This window comes from Bacillus sp. AR4-2, assembly GCF_008274865.1.
Taxonomy (GTDB): Bacteria; Bacillota; Bacilli; order Bacillales; family Bacillaceae_G; genus Bacillus_A; species Bacillus_A cereus.
The window spans coordinates 3,081,580-3,101,080 of sequence record NZ_CP031062.1 but is presented as its reverse complement, the minus strand read 5'-3'; the positions used below and the strand labels follow the sequence as shown (position 1 = coordinate 3,101,080).

The following is a 19,501-nucleotide window of genomic DNA, read 5'->3' as shown; positions in this document are numbered from 1 at the left end:
ACTTCCCATCAATTGATGGGAAGTTTTTAATCTTTTTCTAAAATGTGAACGGTGTACTCGCAACGTTGAATAGCTTGTTCAACAGCATAAAGTGATTGTTCAATACGAGCGCGATTAAAATCTTTTTCAACTGTTTCGAGCGCTTCTTCTAAACAATTTTTAGCTTCTTGTAATGATTGAAAAGAATCTTGTACATATCCGCGAGTATTTTGATGCATTTCATAATCCTCCTTGCATGTTCGTATATGGGTAGTATGAACAGTAAGGAAGAAAATATAATTTGTTATATTTATTATATTTGTTTGACAATTAAAGTGGAATTACGTATAGTAAGAATTAAGTGAATATTTTCTTATCCAGAGAGGTGGAGGGACTGGCCCGATGAAACCCAGCAACCGCGATGCAGGTGCTAATTCCAGCAGAACATATTTGTTCTGGGAGATAAGACGAAGATATATACGTAACTTCTTCTTATCGGAGAGGTTTTTTTATTGCAAAAAAACCGATTACGAAAATTTATATTAAGAAGAAAGGGGTTGCGCATTACTGTGACACTCGAAAAATACGTAAAACTGCGTAGTACAGTTTATGAATATATGATAGAGCAAGATAAGCCGATATCATTGTTAGATATTCAAGAACATATCGTTTCGCATCATGAAGGAAAATTCACGAAAAAGATGTTGCATCAATTTTATTTATCAAGATTATTAGACGAACTAAAACTGGATGGGAAAATTACATTAGCTGATGAATATCTCTATGCTGAAAAAGGGGTATTGTATAAGGCGAGAAAAGGGAGCTAAGCTCTCTTTTTTCTTAAAATAACGGAGTATGTAGAGTAAAAGACTGCTAAAGCAGCCTGATACAGGGAATGGTGTTGAGTGTGTAGTGTCAAAAATTGAATGTGCCTGAAAGAGGCAATTCATATCGGCTGCAAATGAAAAGAGACACCTTCGCCGAATAGGTGTCAGTCGTTTTGTCACGTAGACTTGCTACTTAACAGTAATTAGAATAACATGCAGGATTTTTGAAGTCAAAAGGGAATTAAAGGAAGGGGTACAATTATGTACGCTTACTTATTAAAAGATATAACGAAATGGATCCCAAAGTACATTGTAGATAAGGGATATGAATATTATGAAGATGGGCATGTAGAAGATGTTGAAATACAAGATAAAAAAGTGTTTGCTTTCGTTACTGGAAATGCAGGGAATTATGAAGTAGTTATCGATCTCGAAGATTTTTCAGAAAGTAACTGTGAGTGTCCGTATGAAAATTATTGTAAACATATGGCGGCAGTTGTTTATGATATGCAAGGTGCTGGTGAGAGTGCAGTTAAAGAGAAACTGAAAGATTTAGAAAAAGAAGAGTTACTTATATTATTAAATCGATTGTTGCAAAGTTCGAAAAACGTACAAATTGTAGAGAAGTTATTAAAGAAGGGGAAACTTTAACGTATAGAGGGAGTTGTTTTGTAGTGAACGTACTAATTATATATGCCCATCCTAACCCTTCAAGTTTTAACGCGGCAATTTTCAATCATGTGCAAAAAGGACTACAGGAAACAAATCATTCAGTTACCGTACTTGATTTATACAAAGAACAATTTGATCCAGTCCTCGTATTTAATGAAGAGAAGAAAAGACGCGATTTAGTAAATGAAGAGGAAACAGCTCGGTATAGAACGTTAGTAGAAGAAGCAGATACACTTTTATTCATCTATCCAATATGGTGGTGGGGAATGCCAGCTATTTTAAAAGGTTTTATTGACCGTATTTTCGTAGCTGGATTTGCTTATAAATATGAAGGGGCTCTGCCGAAAGGATTATTGCAAGGGAAAAAAGCGTGGGTTATTAATACGTTAGACTCACCTCTATGGTACGTCGCATTGTTATATCGATCAGCAGATTGGATTATGATGAAGAGAGGTGTTTTACGTTTTTGTGGCATTCGCGATATAAAACGTTCAGTGTTTCAATCTGTGAAAACGAGTAAAGTATCAAAGCGTGAAAAATGGTTATTACAAATAGAAGAAAAGGCTCGTACATTATGAATGAAGTCGACCGTATTATAAATTGTGTTCAGTATGATGGCGAACTTTTTCGGAAGTATGTTACGTGTTTACTTCAATTGAAAAAATGCAGCGAAACATTTCAGCAAATTCAAATAGAGTTAAGAAATGATTATTTAATAAGAGGAATTTGTGAAAGAGAAGTTGATGAGGTAGTACGGGGAAGTAAAGAATATGAAATGTATTTTCTTCCTAAAGTATTACAGTGGAATTTTTTGAGGGGAAATCCACATCTAATTGAAAAAGTGTGCGAAGATTTTTTTGCATTTGAGTCATTACATCTTACGGAGTCAGGGTGGGAGAAGATTATAAATTGCGTGGGAAATAAGTGATTTATTATGTAAAAAAGCTAGTATAAAACTAGCTTTTCGTTTAAATAAATAAGAAACATAGACTAATGATAAAACCCGCATATAGTAAGTTCACAACACAAAATCCCATAATGTCACGAGCACCTAAACCAGCTATCGCTAATGCTGGTAATGCCCAGAAAGGTTGAATTAAATTCGTCCAAGCATCGCCCCATGCAATTGCCATTGCTGTTTTTGCAGCAGGTACACCAAGTTCAGCGCCAGCTGGAATCATAATTGGTGCTTGCACAGCCCATTGACCGCCGCCAGATGGAACGAAAATGTTAACAATGCCAGCACTTAAAAATGTAAAGAGCGGAAAAGTCGTTTCATTTGAAATGCTAATAAAGAAATTAGAAATAGCTCCTCCAAGTGAAAGTCCTTCACTATTTGCTCCAATCATCATGCCCATAATTCCTGCGTAAAACGGAAATTGAAGTAAAATGCCAGAAGCACTTTTCGTAGAGTCTGAAAAAGCACGAATATACTGAATCGGAGTACGGTGGAAAATAAGACCTGCAATTAATAACATAAAAATCACGATATCGAGAGTAAGGTTAAAACCTTTCGTATAAAAGTAATTGAAAATATAAATGAGACCTAACAATCCAACGCAAAGTGTAATAATAATGCTATTTTCCATCTTTTCAGCGAACGTATTTTTTTCTACTTCTTGAGCAGCAGCTTCTTCATGGAACACGCTAGGATCTACTGTAATCGTATGTTTTTCATCTGGATGCATCGCTTTATTGATGAGAGGCATCGTAATGAGAAAAATAATAACTGGAACGAGAGCGTATGGTGAGAATAACGTTTCTGTTATTGGAATCGCCTCTTTAATACTTCCAGCAGTCGTTTTAATTAACGTTTCACCGCCTGTTGCTAACGTAAGAGGAATAGAGGCAGAAAGACCGGCATGCCAAATGAGAAATCCAGAGTAAGAAGAGGCGATTGCTAGTCTATAATCTAATCCGTCCAGCTGCCTTGCCACTTCTTTTGCGTATAAAACAGATACAACAATTCCAAAGCCCCAGTTTATGTATGCACCAAGTAAACTTACAATTGAAATGGCAATAATGCCTTGTCCATTCGTTTTTGGTAGTCTGGCAGCTTTCGTTAATCCTTTTTTAATAAGAGGAGCATTTGCTAAAGCAGATCCAGTCACGAGTACAAGTGCCATTTGCATAGAAAAGGCGAGGAGTCCCCAAATTCCATTACCCCAGTGATTAATCATTTCTACAGGTGTTTGGTGAGTCGCAAACATACCAAAGAAGATAACGAAAACAGTTAGTAAACATGATAAAATAAACGGTTCTGGCAAGAAGCGTTGCACTAAGGCGACGCAACCATTTGTAAAGGAACGAAACAAAATAGATCAACCTCCTTATGTATATGTATTACAATTATTCGAGGTTGTTTAGGAGATAACCTTCAATGTAAAGAAAATTCAGATATTTACAGAGTGGTAATTTATTGATAGATTGATATAGAGCCTCGTATCAAATTCTGCTTTTAATATACTAGAAGAAAAACGGTTGGAAATGGGGTAGCACTTATAGGGATAGTATAGAGAAAGGTTACTAGCTGGCTTCAAAGCAACTGTTGCAAACTGGTCAAAAAATAAAGTTCATCATACCGGAAGAAACTTTATTTTCATCTATAGAAGAAATTTTCGACCAATATGAACAGACAATCTTTGTAAGGGAAGTGTTTTAATACATTCTCCAAAAGATGTGGGTGTATTAGTTAAACGCTCAATTAAAATTGTAACCTGCTTATAAAATTTTCGATAGGTGTATTTTAGGTAATTGTTTTTTCAATCTTTTCTAATAACGAAAAGATAATTGGTATAGTAGTGTAAATAATGTACTGTAATGAAAAAGCTTCCACTACTGTGGAAGCTTTTCTAAATGATGTGCAATATCAATATACATATTTGAGTAAACCGAATGTATTTCATTACTTGGCGTTGCGTTAGAAGAGAAATGAACGATTACCATATTTGTTTTCGGATCGATGTAAAGTGTTTGTCCGTAACTACCTAACACTTCGAAAGCACCTTGTTCATTGTGCGGAATCCACCATTGATTATGATAAGAAATGGAAGCTCCAGGGGCAATTGCAAGTTCACCTTCTTGGACATTTTTTATATCTTTAGTAATAGAAGAAGGGAGAATTTGTTTTCCGTTATATTCCCCATTGTTTAATAGTAATTGCCCGAATCTCGCCATATCTCTAGCAGTTGCATTTAATCCAGCACTAGCTTGTTCTACTTTTGTTTCATCTGTAACGTAATACGCGTTTTCTTCCATACCAATTTGAGACCAAATTCGTTCACTTACATTTTCAGCTAGTGATTTACCAGTAATAGTTCTAATAATCCAAGCGAGCGTTTCTGTTGATCCGTTATTGTAAGAAAAGGAAGAACCAGGCGGTGCAGTTTCTTCGGCTTCCCGTAACATATCATAAATTTTCATCGGACCGTCGTAATTTTTGCCGCGGGGTAAAATATTGCTAGCTAAATATAATTGTGCATCTTGATTTTCTAGCCCAGGCTGCTCATATCCGTGGGTCGGGTATTCTGCTGACACTTGCATGTCCATTAATTGCTGAAGTGTGGCATTACCGAACGGTGTGTTTTTTAATTCTTTTATGTAAGTGTCAGCTGTTTTCTCTAAATCGATACGATTCTCTTCAGCGAGAGATTGTATAATTGCCCCGGTAAAGACTTTTGCTAATGATGCCATACCATGAGGTTCATTCTGTTTATACCCATTGAAATATCGTTCGTAAACAAGTTGTCCATTATGTACAACGACAAAAGCATCTGTTTTGTTATCATCTAAAAGTTTTTTTAGAGGAGTTGTATTTCCGAATCTACGCTCTACAGCAAAATCGTCTAAGTTTTGCAATGCGGAAGGGAAGTGAGCAATTTGGTCAGGATTGTTTTTTACGTCATTAACTAAAGTGAATTCTTTCATGTGTGTGTACGACCAACGTAAGTAAGGGTCATTTAACCAGTTTTCTTTTGTCACATTATGTTTTGATGGGGTCGTTTTATTTTGTTTGAAGTAAGTAAACCCAAGCCCTGTAATTACAAATATGAATGTTAGTATAAGTAAGAGTAGGGGAGATTTTTTTAGTTTCATATATGGCCCTCCTTTTTATTTCTACTATAAGTATACGCTCGTCTTGAAAGAAATACAAAATAAGGAAAGTAAACGGGGAAGTTTACTTTCCTTATTAACGTTAAGCGGAAATTTTTCCGTCTGTAGGTTGTTTCTTGAATTTTTGTTTTCGTCCGTGTAATCCATAATATAAAAGTAAAGTGAACGCAACGATAATAGCTGCGATAAAATACATATTATGATAACTGGATTTCGCTGCGACAATACCTAAAATGAAAGAACCAAAACCAATACCACTATCAAAGAATGAGAAATACGTAGCTGTCGCAGAACCACGTCTATGGTTTGGAGCGGCAGAAATCGCAATCGTTTGGAAACTCGGAATTAATGTCCCGTAACCTAAACCGATTAGCATACCTGCGCCAAGGAACCAAAATGAAGTTTGTGCTTGGCTTAATATGAACATTCCGATTGTGAAAATAATGATTGCAGGGTAAACGAGTACATTTTCACCGAAGCGATCAAAAATCTTTCCTGTAAATGGACGAGAAATGACAACAACAAGTGCGTATAAAATAAAGAAGTAACTTGCAATTTCACTTAAACCGAGTTCTTTCGCATAAATAGGAATAAAGGATAAAATACCACTATAAGAAAAGGCTAAAACAAATCCTGTAAGTGCAATCGGAATAGAAGATGGTTCGATTAAGTCTTTCCATTTCATTTTTTCACGTTTTTGTTTGCTAACAGGTGCTTCGTGCGGAATATCTACAAGTAGTCCTAATAAAAATGCAAGTAATGAAAATACGGAACAAACGATAAATAATACAGTAAACGAAAAATGAGAAATAATTGTTAAACCTAAAAAAGGACCAATTACCATCGGCAGACTCATAAATACGCCGAAATATGCAAGCGCTTCGCCTCGTCGATGAGCTGGCGCAACATCAGTTACAATCGTACCAGTAGCTGTCGTTGCCATCCCGAACCCAATACCGTGCAAGAAGCGAAGGGCAAGTAATAAGAATAAACTTTGCGCACCGAAATACATAACAGTAGCGGCTAAAAATAATGAAAGTGAAATAAATAATATTTTCTTTCTTCCTAAATCATCGAGCCATTTTCCTGTGAATGGTCTACATAAAACAGAAGAAATAAGAAACACAGTTGCAACTAAACCAATTTCCTCAGGTTTTCCTTTTAGGCCGTCTATAACATAGACAGGCAGAGTAGTCATAAGCATGTAAAATGTTAAGAAGAGAAATAGACTACTAAAACAAGTTCCGAGGAAATCCTTCGTCCAAAGTTTCTCACTTTGCATCGTCATCCCTCCAATTTAATCTAAATTTTTAATAATTTGTTGTAACACTTGAAATGCTTGATGTAAATCATCTTCGTTAATACCTTCTAGCGTTTTTTCTTCGAAAGTATCAACTTCTTCTTGCCATACTGGAATCATCTTTATCGCTGTTTCGGATAAAGAAATGAGCTTCTCGCGGCGATCTTTACCTTCTGTACGAATAATCCATCCCATCGTTTCCATACGTGTTAACGTACGAGTCATCGTTGGTGATTCAACATTTAAATACTGGCATAATTCTGTTTGCGTACAAGAACCAGTTTGATTAATGCGGAAAATAACAGCCCATTGCGCACTAAATAACCCTGTTGGAGATACACGTTCATTAAATTTTTTCGTAAACTTCCGAGAAGTCTGGCTGACGATGTGAAAAAAATGTTGTTTTTCGTCCATGTATTTTGATCCTTTCAAATTAGTTACCTAGCTAACTATATACTTTTTTATAATAATTGTCTAGTAATAGACATGTTGATTTATGTAAAAAATTCTTATAGGTTTTATGTTGCGAACGTATATTCTGCGTGCTATTCTTTAATTAAGTAAAGAATTTTCTTTCTATTAAATAGAATGGGGGAACTTGTGATGATTAAGCCTGCAACAATGGAGTTTATTTCACTATCGAACGGAGAAACGATTGCATATCAGGAAGTTGGAAGGCGAAATACAGATATTCTTGTACTCATTCACGGGAACATGACATCGTCACAACATTGGGATTTAGTTATTGAAAAGTTGCAAGATCAATACCATATTTACGCTCTTGATTTAAGAGGGTTTGGACAATCAACGTATAATCAGTCGATAGATTCATTACAAGACTTTGCAGACGATGTAAAATTATTTATTGACGAGTTAAAGCTAGAGAAATTCTCATTAATGGGCTGGTCAATGGGCGGTGGCGTTGCGATGCAATTTACAGCGAATCACCCAACTTTTGTAGAAAAGTTAATTTTAGTGGAATCAGTAGGAATGAAAGGATACCCAATCTTTAAAAAAGATACGAATGGGCAGCCGATTGTATCAAGTTTAGTAAAGACGAAAGAAGAAATTGCGCAAGATCCAGTACAAATTGCTCCAGTATTAGATGCGATAAAAAATATGAACAAACTATATTACCGTACAGTATGGAATCTATTAATATATACACATAATCAACCTGAACCGGACCGTTATGAAAAGTATTTAGATGATATGTTAACGCAACGTAATTTCGTAGATGTGAATTATGCGCTCATTACATTTAATATTTCAGATGAACATAATGGGGTTGTAGAGGGAAGTAAACAAATTCATCGTATTAAAGCGCCAACACTCGTCATACAAGGTGATAGAGATTATGTCGTACCGCAAGTAGTCGGTGAGGAATTAGCGAAACATTTGCCAAATGCAGAGTTGAAGGTATTAGAAGATTGCGGACACTCACCGTTTATTGATTGTTTAGATGTATTTATAAAACATGTAGAGAATTGGTTAGAACAGAAATAATCCCCGAAATGAAAGGTATTGCATATACTATAACATTGTAGGTAAAAGGGGAGATTATCAATGCATCATCCGTTCTTAATTGTGCATTCTCCATATAATCATCATGTGTATACAAAAATGATGATAGCTCCGCTGTATATGCAAGTTTCACCAGCTGTAGTTCCGTTACAAATACAACAGCCACCAATTGTTCATTCGCATCATTATTTATATGAAACTGCTTTTTATAAACATCCATATTTCAAGCAATTTCATAACAACGTGAAAGCGCAAGTTTGGGAAGGATAGGAAGCTAAAAGGTTCATTCTTTTAGCTTCTTTTTTATTGCGAATATTCGTACACGCATTTGAAAAAACAGTTTATAATGAAAAGTGGAAGCGTGAGAAGGAGAGGGAAAGGGATGTCAATGCGTTTTACTTTTTGGATTATGGTTGGGATTGTAGCAATCTCGGGTTTATCACAAGGAATGCTCTTACCTGCCATTGCAATGATTTTTGAACAAGAAGGGGTTAGTTCAAGTATTAATGGTATTCATGCGACGGCATTGTACATTGGGATATTAGTCATTTCGCCGTTTCTTGAAAAACCGATGCAAAGGTTTGGAATGAAGCCGATTATTGTTATAGGTGGGTTTCTCGTTATTATTTCATTATTCTTTTTTACACAAACATTTTCGTTTTGGGTATGGTTTATCCTTAGATTTCTAGTTGGAGTCGGAGATCATATGCTTCATGTCGGAACACAAACATGGATCACGACAACATCAGACCCAAGTAAAATAGGGAGACAAGTATCGATATATGGTGTATTCTTCGGAATTGGTTTTGCCGTTGGTCCGTATTTAGCAAGCACTGTGCAGTACGGTCTTGCGACACCATTTATTATATCTACTATACTTTGTCTAATAGGTTGGCTTTTACTACTTCCAACAAAAAATGCATTCCCAGCGCAAGATGAAAGAGAAGTGAAGAGTGAATCATCATTTTCTCGTTATAAACAAGTTGTTGGATTAGGATGGATTGCATTGCTAGGTCCACTTGCATATGGCGTACTTGAAGCGATGTTAAACAGTAACTTACCAGTATACGCACTTCGTAAAGGGTGGTCTGTTTCAGATGTATCCTTCTTGTTACCAGCATTTGCAGTTGGGGGTATTATTACACAAATTCCGCTCGGTATATTAAGTGACAAATACGGAAGGGACCGCATATTAACGTGGACGTTTAGCATAAGTACGGGCATTTTTCTACTTGCCGCCGTATTTGATCAATATTACTGGATCGTCTTTGCCTGCATGCTTTTAGCGGGTATGGTTATTGGATCGTGCTTCTCTTTAGGGCTTGGATTTATGACTGATTTATTACCGAGACACTTACTACCAGCAGGTAATATATTATCCGGAATCGCTTTTAGTTTAGGAAGTATTATGGGACCTGTATTAGGCGGCGTATTTATAGAAAAAATACAGTATACAAGCTTTTTTATTGCGGTTATGATTATAATGGGAATTCTCGCAATGTTATATATGGTCTACATGAAAAATCAATTCGCATCAAGAAAAATAGAAAGTAGGTTAGGGCATGACAAAACAACCTAATAAAAAGAAATTTGAAGTACTTGAAAATGAAACAATTACAGACTGCTTAGCACGTATGGAACAAGAAGGCTACGCTCCGTCTCGTCGTATGGAAGAGCCAATCTTTCATGAAGTAAAGAAAGACGGCAAAACAGTAGTTGAGCCGTGCGGTAGGAAGATTGTTTTTGAAGGGAAATTGAAGTAATCCAATAACAAATTCTCTTTATAGTATAGAGCCATCCAATAGTTGGGTGGCTTGTTTTTTTATTAATCAATGAAGGAATTGAATAGAATGAATCTCTCGTTCATTTCTCCTAATTGGCTTCTTTATATGGGACAAAAGATTGCTACTTTTTTCGTATATTGGTAAAATAAGTTCTTGGGTCTTACTTATTGTTATCGGTATAATGTTTGTCGCTTGAATGAAAGAAATTAGTTGCAAAAATTTCGCACTATGTAAAGGGTTACAGCAACGATCCCTTTTTTTGGAGGCACTTTAAACATAAAGCGAGAGAAGAGGCTATATGAACGATTCTCCTATCTTGTTTAAATATTAAACAAGTTATTGCAATTGGAATAGGTATATCAAACTAGTCGACATCCTGATCGATCATCTTTTTCTAGTAACCTATCACTTCTGATGGAATCGATAGATTGCTAGAAAGCGGAAAACAATTATTAGTATATTCCGAAGCAGGTGTAACAGAGTGTCCTTCCATAATTAAGGGTAAAACCAAAATACGTTGTTGTAAAGAATGATTTGTTAGAACTGGTTATAAGGAATAAAACAGAAAAGAGGATCACATGTTAGATACTTTACAGAGAAGTAAAAAGTTTTTTTTAGTATGTCTTATTTTTTTAGTGCTTTTAACCGCTTGTGGTAATACAGATGTTAAGACGTCTAAAGCTTCATTACCACCGGCTGAATCCAATATAGATACATCATTAAAAGCACCAAATTGGGTAGAGAAAAGTCCTATCCAACAGTCTCCTAATTTTACGGAAGATAAAAAAGTACAATCGGTTGTGAATTTAATAGCTACGGGTGATAATTTATATCATGACGCAGTAATTAAAGATGGCAAACAAAAAGACGGTTCATATGATTATAATTATATTTATGAAAATATCAAAAAAGCTGTTAAATCAAGTGATCTTGCTATAGTGAACCAGGAGACTCCGATTGCCGGAAATAATTTAAAAGTACAGGGATATCCGACTTTCAATACACCTGAAGAAGTAGGCCGATCTTTAGTGGACACTGGATTCAATATAGTGACGCAAGCGACAAATCACGCTATGGATATGGGTATTAAAGGTGTTGCGAATACAAGAGAATACTGGAAGAAATATCCGGATGTTATCCCAGTAGGCATTAATGAGAGTCAAAACGAGCGTAATGAAATAAAAACGATTACAAAAAATGGTATTCGTTTTGCGTTACTCAATTATACATATGGTACGAATGGAATTAAAATTCCAGCTGATAAGTCTTGGGCTTTAAATTTAATTGATAAAAAAGCGATACAAAATGATGTGGAAAAGGCGAAGAGTAGCTCTGATATGGTGATTGTTATGGTGCATTGGGGAGTAGAATATACCTCAACACCTTCAAAGCAACAAAAAGAAGTTGCTCAATATTTAACAGATCTAGGTGTAGATGTAGTAATTGGAAATCATCCACATGTAATTCAACCAATTGAGTGGAAACAAAATAAAGATGGACATGAAACGCTAATCTATTATTCTCTTGGAAATCTTATTTCTGCGCAAGAAAAACTAGAAACATTGGTTGGAGGATTATCTTATGTACAATTTGTTAAGTATGAAGATAAAACTTTTGGTATACGACAAGCGGCAATCGTACCGACAGTAACCGACTATGCTGATGGTAAGAAACAATTTAAAATTCAATTTTTAAAAGATTATTCGGATGAAAATTCTAAAAAACATGGAATTAAAAAATTTGTCGGCCCCGTTTCTTTGAAGGATTTCAAGGAGATTCCTAGAGACGTGTTGGGAAATTGGTATAAAGACTAATAAACAAAAAGGGAATGAGATACAATTAAAAAATTTATAATTTTAGCATTGGTATTAGCAATGGGATGGAGTCTGGCTGCTTGTAGTGGAAAGCAAATATCTCAGGCAACTACTAATAATAACGATAAAAATAAAAATGAAATACATGCGAAGAAAAAAGATGTTTTACCTATCTCTGATGTTAATGATTGGAGAATTATCCTTGTAAATAGAGAGCATATGTTATCAAAGGAACTAGGAATTGAATTAACAAGTATCACCCAAAATGCGAAGCCAAATATGAAAATAGATAGTAGAATTGCAACTTCCTATCAGGATATGGTAGCAGCTGCAAAAAAAGAGGGAATCAATCTTTATTTAAGATCAGGTTATCGAGCTATAAAATTACAACAAACTTATTATGATGCTTCAGTTAAAAGCTATAAATCTCAAGGTTTGTCGGATAAAGAGGCTAGTGCTAAGGCATTGGAATATCTTCAGTATCCTGGTGCAAGTGAACATCATACTGGATTAGCGTTAGACATTATTTCAGTTGAATGGCAAAATACTGTAGAAGATTTAAATGCAAAATTTGAAACTACCGATGCATTCAAATGGTTAGATAAGAATGCTGCAGAATATGGGTTTACTCTCCGCTATCCAAAAGATAAAGAGAATATTACTGGCATTAAGTATGAGCCATGGCACTATCGTTATGTAGGAAAAGAAGTTGCCGTTTATCTAAAAGAAAAAGGGTTAACTTTAGAAGAATATAACGAAAAAATTAAGTCTGGTAAGTAAAAATATGCTTTAATTTTATTAAATATTATGCACTGCTACAAGAAAAGGTGAATCTGAGGATGTGTTAACCTTCCACCTAGTATTGTAAAAACTGAGTATGATAATTTGAGCACGTACGAACCAGTTATCGTGTAAAAAGATGTATGTATTAAGAAATTAAAGTTAAGGATCTGATATTCATATCAGATCCTTTTTCTATCGTTCTTTTAAGAGCGACTGAGCCAAAATATTGGAATGAATATAGAAAACAAAACAGCCCAAGAAATAGTATAACGAATCAGGGAGCCTACTCGTACGCTTCATTGGGATTATCCAGAAATAGTTGTTGATGAAATAAGAAAGAACTGGTCTTACTCTCAAGCAAGGATTTAATACGAATGAATTGGATAAAAGGTAGTAATAAAAAACACTGTGCCTGGCAGTGTTTTTTATTATTTCTGCACATAAATACATAGTCATATTGATTAAAGTTTCACTTTATTGAAGAAAAATGCGAAAGCCATTCATAAAATATGGAAATGTTAAAATCCCTTTGATAAAATAGCAATATGTAAAAATAATTATTTGTTAATTCTTAATGTAATGAATATTCATGTTTAAATATACGAATTTAACTACATAGTTATTGTGCTAAAGGGGGAGAAAGATGTTAGATGAATTGTACAATGCTTTTTTAAATGCGTCTGGTTTTACAGAAAGTGCGAGGAAACGAGATCGGTATGATGATTTACATGATTATTTAAAAGATAAAGAAAGAGAGTTAAAGCAATTCATTCAAGAGGCTGAATCAGCAAAGAGAGAGTATGAGAGTAAAAGTAATGGCTTAGAAGCTAATAAAATTCCGGCAGTTGAATTTGAACAAAAACGTCATGAAAAGGATGAAGACTTAAATACAGTATTATCCTATTTTAAAAGTGCATTAGGCGATATTGGATCTGCAAAAAGTACAGCTTATGCAAAGTATTTGGAATATAAAGCGAAAGCAGAATCGGAGAAAGCGTCAGCATACGCCGCAGCGACCAAGGCTTTTGAAGAAAAGAAAAAGGAATTTGAAAACTTTATCCATTAAGCATACAAAGAATGGAGGGAACCAACATGAGTGGTAAAGAGGTTGAAATTATAGGAAGTAACACTGCAAGTGCCATTTCTCACGCACAAAACATTGAAAATGGTATGAAGGATTCTTTAAACCAAGCGAAAGACTTAAAAGCATATATCACAGGTGCGAAATGGAATGGAAAAACGAGAGATGCATTTTTAAGTTATCTTGATTTGATCATTCAATATAATTCAGAAATGGTAGAGGCATTTGAAGGACATACGAAAGCTTTGAAAGAGTTAGATAAAAGCATTCAAACGTACGGAGATAAATCGGAAGTAAGGGCGATAAAACAACTGTGATGGAGAAACGAGGGATAAAAGAATGGGGAAAGAAATGAGTTTTGCACCTGCTGAATTATATGTTCTCGCAGGTGCAGCTGGGGTTACCGATATATTTGGATTGCCAAACCGTGACGCAATTATTTTACTTGATGCAGAATGTGTCACGAAAGCAACTACGAGTTTAAAAGAAAAAGGCCTACTTACAAGTGAAAATGGAATTACCCCTGCAGCTTTTCAAATAATTGAACTATTAAAGGAATATGAAAATTGTCATGAATACACGAGAATGAATAATGTATTAATTGGCTTTTTAAAAGAGGATAAAGATCGAGTGGCTGTATTAACGGAAATAGAGCCAAATAAAAAATACGAGATCGACTACATACCAAAACCGGACGTATATTTTTCATTATTAACACGCATTCCTTTCTTATTGAGAGAACCGAGGGAAATAGAAGATACATTTTTCTCAAAGAGAATGACAGAGGCAGAACAACAAACATTTGAAGAAAAAGATTTATCAAATAAAGACGTTATAGCGATAGAAACGTATACGAGGCCTCGAAGTAATAGAGGAGGAAAATGGGAATGTTTCTTATATTTCACTGAAGGAGAAGATTTCGTTCAAATAGATGTAGATCGTAATCGATATGACTGGGTGAGCCTCTATGCGGTTAATAAGAAATTGTATGACGTGTTAAAAATGCCATATAAAAAGTTAATTGACCCGAGACAATTCTCGTTAGGAGGTATTCAATAATGCAAGTATCAATGGGAGATAGTGGTTCTGGTGGTGGAGAAGAAGTATTAGTTAATTTTCAAGAACTACTTGATATAGTAATGAAGTTAGAAAATATATATAAAATCCATGTAGACGTCATTGGAACGAATATTGAGAGTTTATTAAGCTGTGATTTTTATCAAAAAGGTGAAGCGATGAGAGTAATTGAAAAATATCCTGATATATTACACAAAACACTAGAATTGGCTGAACACTATTCTAGGTCAGCGACAGTTGTAGGAAATGTATGTGTAGAAATGCTTGAAAAGGACGAACAATTACGTGAAATATTAAGTAAGTTGTAGAAATCACCATACGGCTGGGGGGATGAAAACGAGATGGATGTGAAATATAGACCTGAACCATGGCAAAACATGGGGGATGGTATGAATCGAATTACAAAAGATGCACTCATGAAATTACGGGAAGCAAATGAATCATTAAAAAGAATTGATGGAAGAATACGAGATTTAGACTCGGATGGTAGTATACATTTTAACCCAAAAGATCAATCGCAAAAAATCGGGGAATTACTTGATAGCTATTCGACATTACAAAAATATTGCGGAGAAGCAGGGCGATTAGTCTCTGAACATATAGATAAACCTTTTTTAGTAGAAATGGATAAATTCGCTCAAAAAATGAGAGATACATCTATTCTCAGTTTCGAAACAAATAACCGAATTGGCTCTACAACAACGACAGTATTACCAGGTGCGCATGCAGGCTATGGAAGTGTACCACAAACAATACAGAAGAAGAAAGATAAAATAACAGTAGAAGATATTTTTAGAGATTCACCTGCATTTGATAACGTACTGAGAGGGGAGTACAAAGAACTAAAAAAACAAAATCCAGATGCAAAACTAAATTATGAAGAATACAAGAAAGTAGTCCCATCCACACGAGGATTTGAATACAAATCGATAGAAGATGAACAGAAAAAACTAGAAATGGTGCGAGACATAGGAATAGGCGTAGGAATCATCATCACAACAATCCTTTGTCCACCACTCGGGGCCGCTGCCGCAGTAGTATACGGAGGTGTACAAATAAAAAGCGGTATCGACGGAGAAGACTGGGGAACACACCGAAAATTGAGCCAAGAAGAGCGGGTAGGAAACATCATTTTTGGTGGATTAGACGCAATCCCAGTTGTTGGAGCGGTAGGAAAAGGAGTAAAAGCATTCAAAGGGACGAGTGAATTAGCTGATTTAGCCAAATTATTAAAATTCAAAGAAGGAATGCCTGGTTTTAATCCAAATTTGGGTAAAAATGTGGTACAATCGCTTAAGGAAAATAAGACTTTAAAAAATGCACTAGATGCTATGAAAAATACTCCTATTCCAGTAGCAGTTAGGACGGTGGATACTGGAATAGGAATGAAGCTTCCTTATATAGAATCTTCAACTGTTGGAGAAGTAGCTGGAAAGTTTTCAAAGGCAAGTACGGCAGCTAAGGATGACGCTTATCAACTTGCTAAGGGTAGTGGAGGTAGTAACGCAAACCCAAACAAAATTAAACTAACCCCGGAAAGAGAAAAATACTATCGAATAAAAATAGATGAAGCCAAAGCACGGGGGGATTATAAGGAAGCAGATAACATTAGGTATAATCGTCATTGTGAAGAAACAAAAGAGCCTTTAGAACGTAAAGAGTGGGATGTTAAGCGTGAAAATTTAAAGAAAAGTCAAGAGCGTGGAAGAGAAGAAGAAATAAAAGGAAGAAAAGCTTTGGGAGAACACCTAAATCGTACATTAGAGGACAATAACTCTGGCAAGGTTGTTACGTATACATCCAGTGAAGGGCATCTTACGCGTCCAGATAGTATAGGTCGTAATGCTAAGGATGAAATCGATTTAGTTCATGATCACAAACACAAAATAAGTGACAAAGAACACGTTATTCATAATGACAGTCAAATGCGAGCTGAAAGAGAGATGCTCGAAGATAAAAGTGGAAGTCATATTGTGACAATATCAAGTGATAAACCCGATTTGAATGGAATTCCTCCTAAACCAAGACCAAGTGGGCCTTTAGGAGAAAAGAGTGAGATTTACTATACTGACCCAAGTAGTGGAAAAGTGACTCATAAATGGGAGGGCAATTCACGTTTACCTGGTGGAGGGCGATGGAAAAAACTATGAATAAAAATTATTATGTGACTATATTTTTTAGTATTAAGGAGGATATACATGAAACCTGATTTTTTCTCAATTACAATGTATCCTACAGTATCTTTTAACGAAGAAGAAGTATTAGGTCGTCTTTTGGATGTGTTTGAGTCAAATGAAAAATTTGCTCCTACTCATTGGGGTAACAGTGAAATGGTACGAGTAGAATATAATCGTCAGGAAATCCTGGAAAAAGTAGTTTCAGAGCATAAAGTATCAGAAGTTTACCTTTATCGTGATAAATCGGTGAACTATAGTGGGAGTTTTGAAGTTAACTGGAGTCATCGCTCATTTTTGAAGTTTGAGTTTCATAAATCGATATCTAAAAAATTATGGCCTGCTTTTTTTGAGTTGTCTGACCAAATTGCAGAAATTGCGAAACCAAGTTATGGAGTAACTCAAATTTTTTGGCCTTTATCATATCCGTGGAATACCGAACGTGAACGATTACAAATGTGGATGGAAATATCTTCCCAACCAATACCAGTTAGGTTTCTTCCTAACGGTCCCTTAGGGGTAGGGGCTAGAACATACTTTAGCGGTCATATTTTAGAAATGTTTGATAAGGAATTATTACAAAATAGTCCAGCTGTGGTATCTGAGCTAGATTGGGGTGGCCTTTGTATTGATATTTTAAATAATCCATTAGAGAGTGATAGTGATACATTACTTGATAATTGGCTACAAGTAATGAAGTATTTGGAACCAGCACAAGTAATGGCTATACCAAGTTTTGATGGAGATCAAATGGGTGTAACTTATTCTCCAAATATTGCTTGGAAGGACTATCTGAAAAGCTAAATGAAAGGAGGTCGTAATAATGAATGAGAATGGTAATGATAGAATAAGAGTCATGGAAATATTAAATAGATCTCAATACAATGATGAGGTTATAGATGGGCTAGATATGAGCAATTTAGACCTTACTTTTTCTGATTTGTCAGAGGTGATGGCAGAGGGTATCATGGCAAAACAAGTCCATTTAAGAGCTTCTTCACTAATGAGAGCATCTTTTTTTGATTGTGATTTTGAGTTTGCTGATTTCAGGAGCTGTAATTTAGAGGAAATACATATTGCAGATTGTAGGTTTGGCGAAGCGGATTTTTCTAAAGCGAATATGAAATATGCAAAGATAAATATAAGTAGTTGTTTTGAAACATGTTTTGATGAAGTTGATTTTTCATATGGAGAATTAGTTGGAACGATATTAAATCATGCTACTTTTCGCCATGCAAATTTATCAGGAATCAATGCGGAACAGGCTGACTGTACGGGAACAAATTTCAGCAACGCGAATCTTACAGAAGGTAACTTTGAAAAAGCATATTTAGAAGATGCTAATTTATCAGAAGTAAACGCTAGAAATGCAGATTTTACTGACGCAGATTTAACGGGAGCGACCCTTTTAAATGGTGATTTTACGGGCGCGAATTTTACCGGTGCTAAACTTGACAATGTAGTTTGGACAGGAGCAAAGGTAGAAGGAGCCAAATTTGATGAAAATGTGAAGGAACAAATCTTAAAAATGATTTAAATATGATGGGGATTATATACATTTGAGCACTCGAAAACCTATGATTGGTAGCGGGTGCTTTTTTCTTAGAGATATTAGAGATTGATAAATAAGTGAAAATCAATATAGATTATTTTTAAGGATTGTTAGATAGATTAAGTCGTGAAAATTATATAATTGAAAATACATTAGCAAAAGGTGTGGACTCCGTAACCCCATTCGTAAAAGGTGTAGAAATACTGCTAGATGGAAGTGTCGCTAGAACTGGAACGAACTATAGCGGGAAATTCCAAGAAGCCCATGATGCCTCAAAGGCGAGTATTCAGAGTAGGGTCTCGAATTTGGAGAGTGGTGGGGTTAAGGGTACGGGTGATATTGGAACACCGCCTCGATACGGGGAAAGAAGAATCTCAAAGGAATTATATGATGAATTAAGAGATGGAACGCCTACTGCAAAGCTACGGGAAAAAGTTAATGAGGGCATTGAGGATAAAATAGGAACGCCTGACCCTGCTTTACCTGGTAAGTATATTACAGACAGGCTTCAAGCTGATCATATCGTATCAATAAAAAATATAGCAAATGTGGAAAATTTTGATAAATTAACGAAAGAACAACAACTTAAGGTTTTAAATAATGAAGAGAATTTTCTAGGATTAAGTGAAGCAGCCAATAAATCTAAGGGGTCTAAATCTTATTCTGATTGGACAATTTATAAGAAAGAAAAAATTGAAGTTGATCCTAAGTTTAGAGAAGAAATGATAAAGAAGGAAAAAGAATTAGAAATGAAATTACAAAAACAAATTGATGATTTTGTTGAAGGAAATAAAAAGGATATAGATAAATAAAGGAGATAG

The 19,501-nt window shown here is 35.3% G+C and carries 23 protein-coding genes and 1 riboswitch; of the genes, 18 read left to right on the top strand and 5 right to left on the bottom strand.

The window, feature by feature from the left end; genetic code table 11:
• Positions 1 to 26: 26 nt before the first annotated feature.
• Positions 27 to 218: a hypothetical protein gene (locus DN399_RS15995; protein WP_149149806.1), complete on the bottom strand. Its 192-nt coding sequence runs from the start codon at positions 216 to 218 to the stop codon at positions 27 to 29.
• A 131-nt stretch (positions 219 to 349) separates the two neighbouring features.
• Positions 350 to 448: riboswitch (SAM riboswitch) on the top strand.
• A 100-nt stretch (positions 449 to 548) separates the two neighbouring features.
• Between DN399_RS15995 and DN399_RS15990 the strand changes: the two genes are divergently transcribed.
• The 4 genes from DN399_RS15990 to DN399_RS15975 all read left to right on the top strand — a co-directional run bounded on the left by DN399_RS15990 (position 549) and on the right by DN399_RS15975 (position 2,406).
• On the top strand, positions 549 to 806 hold the full coding sequence (locus tag DN399_RS15990) for a hypothetical protein (protein ID WP_000171476.1): 258 nt from the start codon (positions 549 to 551) through the stop codon (positions 804 to 806).
• A 261-nt stretch (positions 807 to 1,067) separates the two neighbouring features.
• The gene (locus DN399_RS15985) at positions 1,068 to 1,457 is read left to right on the top strand and encodes an SWIM zinc finger family protein (RefSeq protein ID WP_000271527.1); all 390 of its coding nucleotides are present in this window, start codon (positions 1,068 to 1,070) and stop codon (positions 1,455 to 1,457) included.
• A 23-nt stretch (positions 1,458 to 1,480) separates the two neighbouring features.
• Positions 1,481 to 2,056 (top strand): NAD(P)H-dependent oxidoreductase, encoded by a 576-nt coding sequence (locus tag DN399_RS15980; protein ID WP_086385167.1) that lies wholly within the window; start codon positions 1,481 to 1,483, stop codon positions 2,054 to 2,056.
• Positions 2,053 to 2,406, top strand: coding sequence for a group-specific protein (locus DN399_RS15975; protein ID WP_149149805.1), 354 nt, complete (start codon positions 2,053 to 2,055; stop codon positions 2,404 to 2,406). The genes DN399_RS15980 and DN399_RS15975 overlap by 4 nt, the downstream gene beginning before the upstream one ends.
• A gap of 40 nt (positions 2,407 to 2,446) precedes the next feature.
• On the opposite strand, the gene DN399_RS15970 is transcribed toward DN399_RS15975, so the two are convergent.
• The 4 genes from DN399_RS15970 to DN399_RS15955 all read right to left on the bottom strand — a co-directional run bounded on the left by DN399_RS15970 (position 2,447) and on the right by DN399_RS15955 (position 7,305).
• Positions 2,447 to 3,793 (bottom strand): short-chain fatty acid transporter, encoded by a 1,347-nt coding sequence (locus DN399_RS15970; protein ID WP_000490009.1) that lies wholly within the window; start codon positions 3,791 to 3,793, stop codon positions 2,447 to 2,449.
• A gap of 520 nt (positions 3,794 to 4,313) precedes the next feature.
• Positions 4,314 to 5,573: a serine hydrolase domain-containing protein gene (locus DN399_RS15965; RefSeq protein WP_060851914.1), complete on the bottom strand. Its 1,260-nt coding sequence runs from the start codon at positions 5,571 to 5,573 to the stop codon at positions 4,314 to 4,316.
• 100 nt (positions 5,574 to 5,673) lie between these two features.
• The gene (locus DN399_RS15960; RefSeq protein ID WP_001190318.1) at positions 5,674 to 6,873 is read right to left on the bottom strand and encodes an MFS transporter; all 1,200 of its coding nucleotides are present in this window, start codon (positions 6,871 to 6,873) and stop codon (positions 5,674 to 5,676) included.
• 15 nt (positions 6,874 to 6,888) lie between these two features.
• The gene (locus DN399_RS15955) at positions 6,889 to 7,305 is read right to left on the bottom strand and encodes a MarR family winged helix-turn-helix transcriptional regulator (RefSeq protein WP_000343680.1); all 417 of its coding nucleotides are present in this window, start codon (positions 7,303 to 7,305) and stop codon (positions 6,889 to 6,891) included.
• Between the two features lie 189 nt (positions 7,306 to 7,494).
• On the opposite strand from DN399_RS15955, the gene phaZ reads away from it, so the two are divergent.
• From phaZ to DN399_RS15885, 14 genes are all read left to right on the top strand, one after another.
• A complete protein-coding gene (phaZ, locus tag DN399_RS15950) occupies positions 7,495 to 8,397 on the top strand; it encodes an intracellular short-chain-length polyhydroxyalkanoate depolymerase (protein ID WP_086388679.1) in 903 nt (300 codons plus the stop codon).
• Between the two features lie 60 nt (positions 8,398 to 8,457).
• Complete coding sequence (locus DN399_RS15945) at positions 8,458 to 8,685, top strand: hypothetical protein (protein ID WP_000546487.1); 228 nt, start codon at positions 8,458 to 8,460, stop codon at positions 8,683 to 8,685.
• 112 nt (positions 8,686 to 8,797) lie between these two features.
• Positions 8,798 to 9,994 carry an MFS transporter gene (locus DN399_RS15940; protein WP_000062798.1) on the top strand — a complete coding sequence of 399 codons (1,197 nt, stop codon included), beginning with the start codon at positions 8,798 to 8,800 and terminating at the stop codon, positions 9,992 to 9,994.
• Entirely contained in the window at positions 9,978 to 10,178 is a 201-nt protein-coding gene (locus DN399_RS15935; protein WP_000166303.1) for an NETI motif-containing protein, read from the top strand. Before DN399_RS15940 ends, DN399_RS15935 begins: the two co-directional genes overlap by 17 nt.
• A gap of 599 nt (positions 10,179 to 10,777) precedes the next feature.
• Positions 10,778 to 12,013, top strand: coding sequence for a CapA family protein (locus tag DN399_RS15930; protein WP_000887611.1), 1,236 nt, complete (start codon positions 10,778 to 10,780; stop codon positions 12,011 to 12,013).
• A gap of 48 nt (positions 12,014 to 12,061) precedes the next feature.
• Entirely contained in the window at positions 12,062 to 12,793 is a 732-nt protein-coding gene (locus DN399_RS15925; protein ID WP_282613099.1) for a M15 family metallopeptidase, read from the top strand.
• Between the two features lie 646 nt (positions 12,794 to 13,439).
• Positions 13,440 to 13,862, top strand: coding sequence for a hypothetical protein (locus DN399_RS15920; protein ID WP_149149803.1), 423 nt, complete (start codon positions 13,440 to 13,442; stop codon positions 13,860 to 13,862).
• A 26-nt stretch (positions 13,863 to 13,888) separates the two neighbouring features.
• The gene (locus DN399_RS15915; protein WP_149149802.1) at positions 13,889 to 14,194 is read left to right on the top strand and encodes a WXG100 family type VII secretion target; all 306 of its coding nucleotides are present in this window, start codon (positions 13,889 to 13,891) and stop codon (positions 14,192 to 14,194) included.
• Between the two features lie 22 nt (positions 14,195 to 14,216).
• Complete coding sequence (locus DN399_RS15910) at positions 14,217 to 14,936, top strand: DUF5081 family protein (RefSeq protein ID WP_000514121.1); 720 nt, start codon at positions 14,217 to 14,219, stop codon at positions 14,934 to 14,936.
• The gene (locus DN399_RS15905) at positions 14,936 to 15,262 is read left to right on the top strand and encodes a hypothetical protein (RefSeq protein WP_001198201.1); all 327 of its coding nucleotides are present in this window, start codon (positions 14,936 to 14,938) and stop codon (positions 15,260 to 15,262) included. The genes DN399_RS15910 and DN399_RS15905 overlap by 1 nt, the downstream gene beginning before the upstream one ends.
• Before the next feature lie 33 nt (positions 15,263 to 15,295).
• The gene (locus DN399_RS15900) at positions 15,296 to 17,104 is read left to right on the top strand and encodes an ADP-ribosyltransferase (RefSeq protein WP_149149801.1); all 1,809 of its coding nucleotides are present in this window, start codon (positions 15,296 to 15,298) and stop codon (positions 17,102 to 17,104) included.
• Positions 17,105 to 17,152: 48 nt separating this feature from the next.
• Positions 17,153 to 17,932 (top strand): hypothetical protein, encoded by a 780-nt coding sequence (locus DN399_RS15895; protein WP_149149800.1) that lies wholly within the window; start codon positions 17,153 to 17,155, stop codon positions 17,930 to 17,932.
• A 19-nt stretch (positions 17,933 to 17,951) separates the two neighbouring features.
• Positions 17,952 to 18,665 carry a pentapeptide repeat-containing protein gene (locus DN399_RS15890; protein ID WP_149149799.1) on the top strand — a complete coding sequence of 238 codons (714 nt, stop codon included), beginning with the start codon at positions 17,952 to 17,954 and terminating at the stop codon, positions 18,663 to 18,665.
• Positions 18,666 to 18,844: 179 nt separating this feature from the next.
• Complete coding sequence (locus DN399_RS15885) at positions 18,845 to 19,492, top strand: hypothetical protein (RefSeq protein ID WP_255478133.1); 648 nt, start codon at positions 18,845 to 18,847, stop codon at positions 19,490 to 19,492.
• The last annotated feature ends 9 nt before the right edge of the window (positions 19,493 to 19,501 follow it).

What these genes read in the sequence shown, in the direction of transcription:
- DN399_RS15995 (WP_149149806.1), bottom strand. Translation starts at nt 218, where the DNA reads ATGCATCAAAATACTCGCGGATATGTACAAGATTCTTTTCAATCATTA.
- DN399_RS15985 (WP_000271527.1), top strand. Translation starts at nt 1,068, where the DNA reads ATGTACGCTTACTTATTAAAAGATATAACGAAATGGATCCCAAAGTAC.
- DN399_RS15975 (WP_149149805.1), top strand. Translation starts at nt 2,053, where the DNA reads ATGAATGAAGTCGACCGTATTATAAATTGTGTTCAGTATGATGGCGAA.
- DN399_RS15965 (WP_060851914.1), bottom strand. Translation starts at nt 5,573, where the DNA reads ATGAAACTAAAAAAATCTCCCCTACTCTTACTTATACTAACATTCATA.
- DN399_RS15960 (WP_001190318.1), bottom strand. Translation starts at nt 6,873, where the DNA reads ATGCAAAGTGAGAAACTTTGGACGAAGGATTTCCTCGGAACTTGTTTT.
- DN399_RS15955 (WP_000343680.1), bottom strand. Translation starts at nt 7,305, where the DNA reads ATGGACGAAAAACAACATTTTTTTCACATCGTCAGCCAGACTTCTCGG.
- phaZ (WP_086388679.1), top strand. Translation starts at nt 7,495, where the DNA reads ATGATTAAGCCTGCAACAATGGAGTTTATTTCACTATCGAACGGAGAA.
- DN399_RS15945 (WP_000546487.1), top strand. Translation starts at nt 8,458, where the DNA reads ATGCATCATCCGTTCTTAATTGTGCATTCTCCATATAATCATCATGTG.
- DN399_RS15940 (WP_000062798.1), top strand. Translation starts at nt 8,798, where the DNA reads ATGTCAATGCGTTTTACTTTTTGGATTATGGTTGGGATTGTAGCAATC.
- DN399_RS15935 (WP_000166303.1), top strand. Translation starts at nt 9,978, where the DNA reads ATGACAAAACAACCTAATAAAAAGAAATTTGAAGTACTTGAAAATGAA.
- DN399_RS15930 (WP_000887611.1), top strand. Translation starts at nt 10,778, where the DNA reads ATGTTAGATACTTTACAGAGAAGTAAAAAGTTTTTTTTAGTATGTCTT.
- DN399_RS15920 (WP_149149803.1), top strand. Translation starts at nt 13,440, where the DNA reads ATGTTAGATGAATTGTACAATGCTTTTTTAAATGCGTCTGGTTTTACA.
- DN399_RS15915 (WP_149149802.1), top strand. Translation starts at nt 13,889, where the DNA reads ATGAGTGGTAAAGAGGTTGAAATTATAGGAAGTAACACTGCAAGTGCC.
- DN399_RS15910 (WP_000514121.1), top strand. Translation starts at nt 14,217, where the DNA reads ATGGGGAAAGAAATGAGTTTTGCACCTGCTGAATTATATGTTCTCGCA.
- DN399_RS15905 (WP_001198201.1), top strand. Translation starts at nt 14,936, where the DNA reads ATGCAAGTATCAATGGGAGATAGTGGTTCTGGTGGTGGAGAAGAAGTA.
- DN399_RS15900 (WP_149149801.1), top strand. Translation starts at nt 15,296, where the DNA reads ATGGATGTGAAATATAGACCTGAACCATGGCAAAACATGGGGGATGGT.
- DN399_RS15895 (WP_149149800.1), top strand. Translation starts at nt 17,153, where the DNA reads ATGAAACCTGATTTTTTCTCAATTACAATGTATCCTACAGTATCTTTT.
- DN399_RS15890 (WP_149149799.1), top strand. Translation starts at nt 17,952, where the DNA reads ATGAATGAGAATGGTAATGATAGAATAAGAGTCATGGAAATATTAAAT.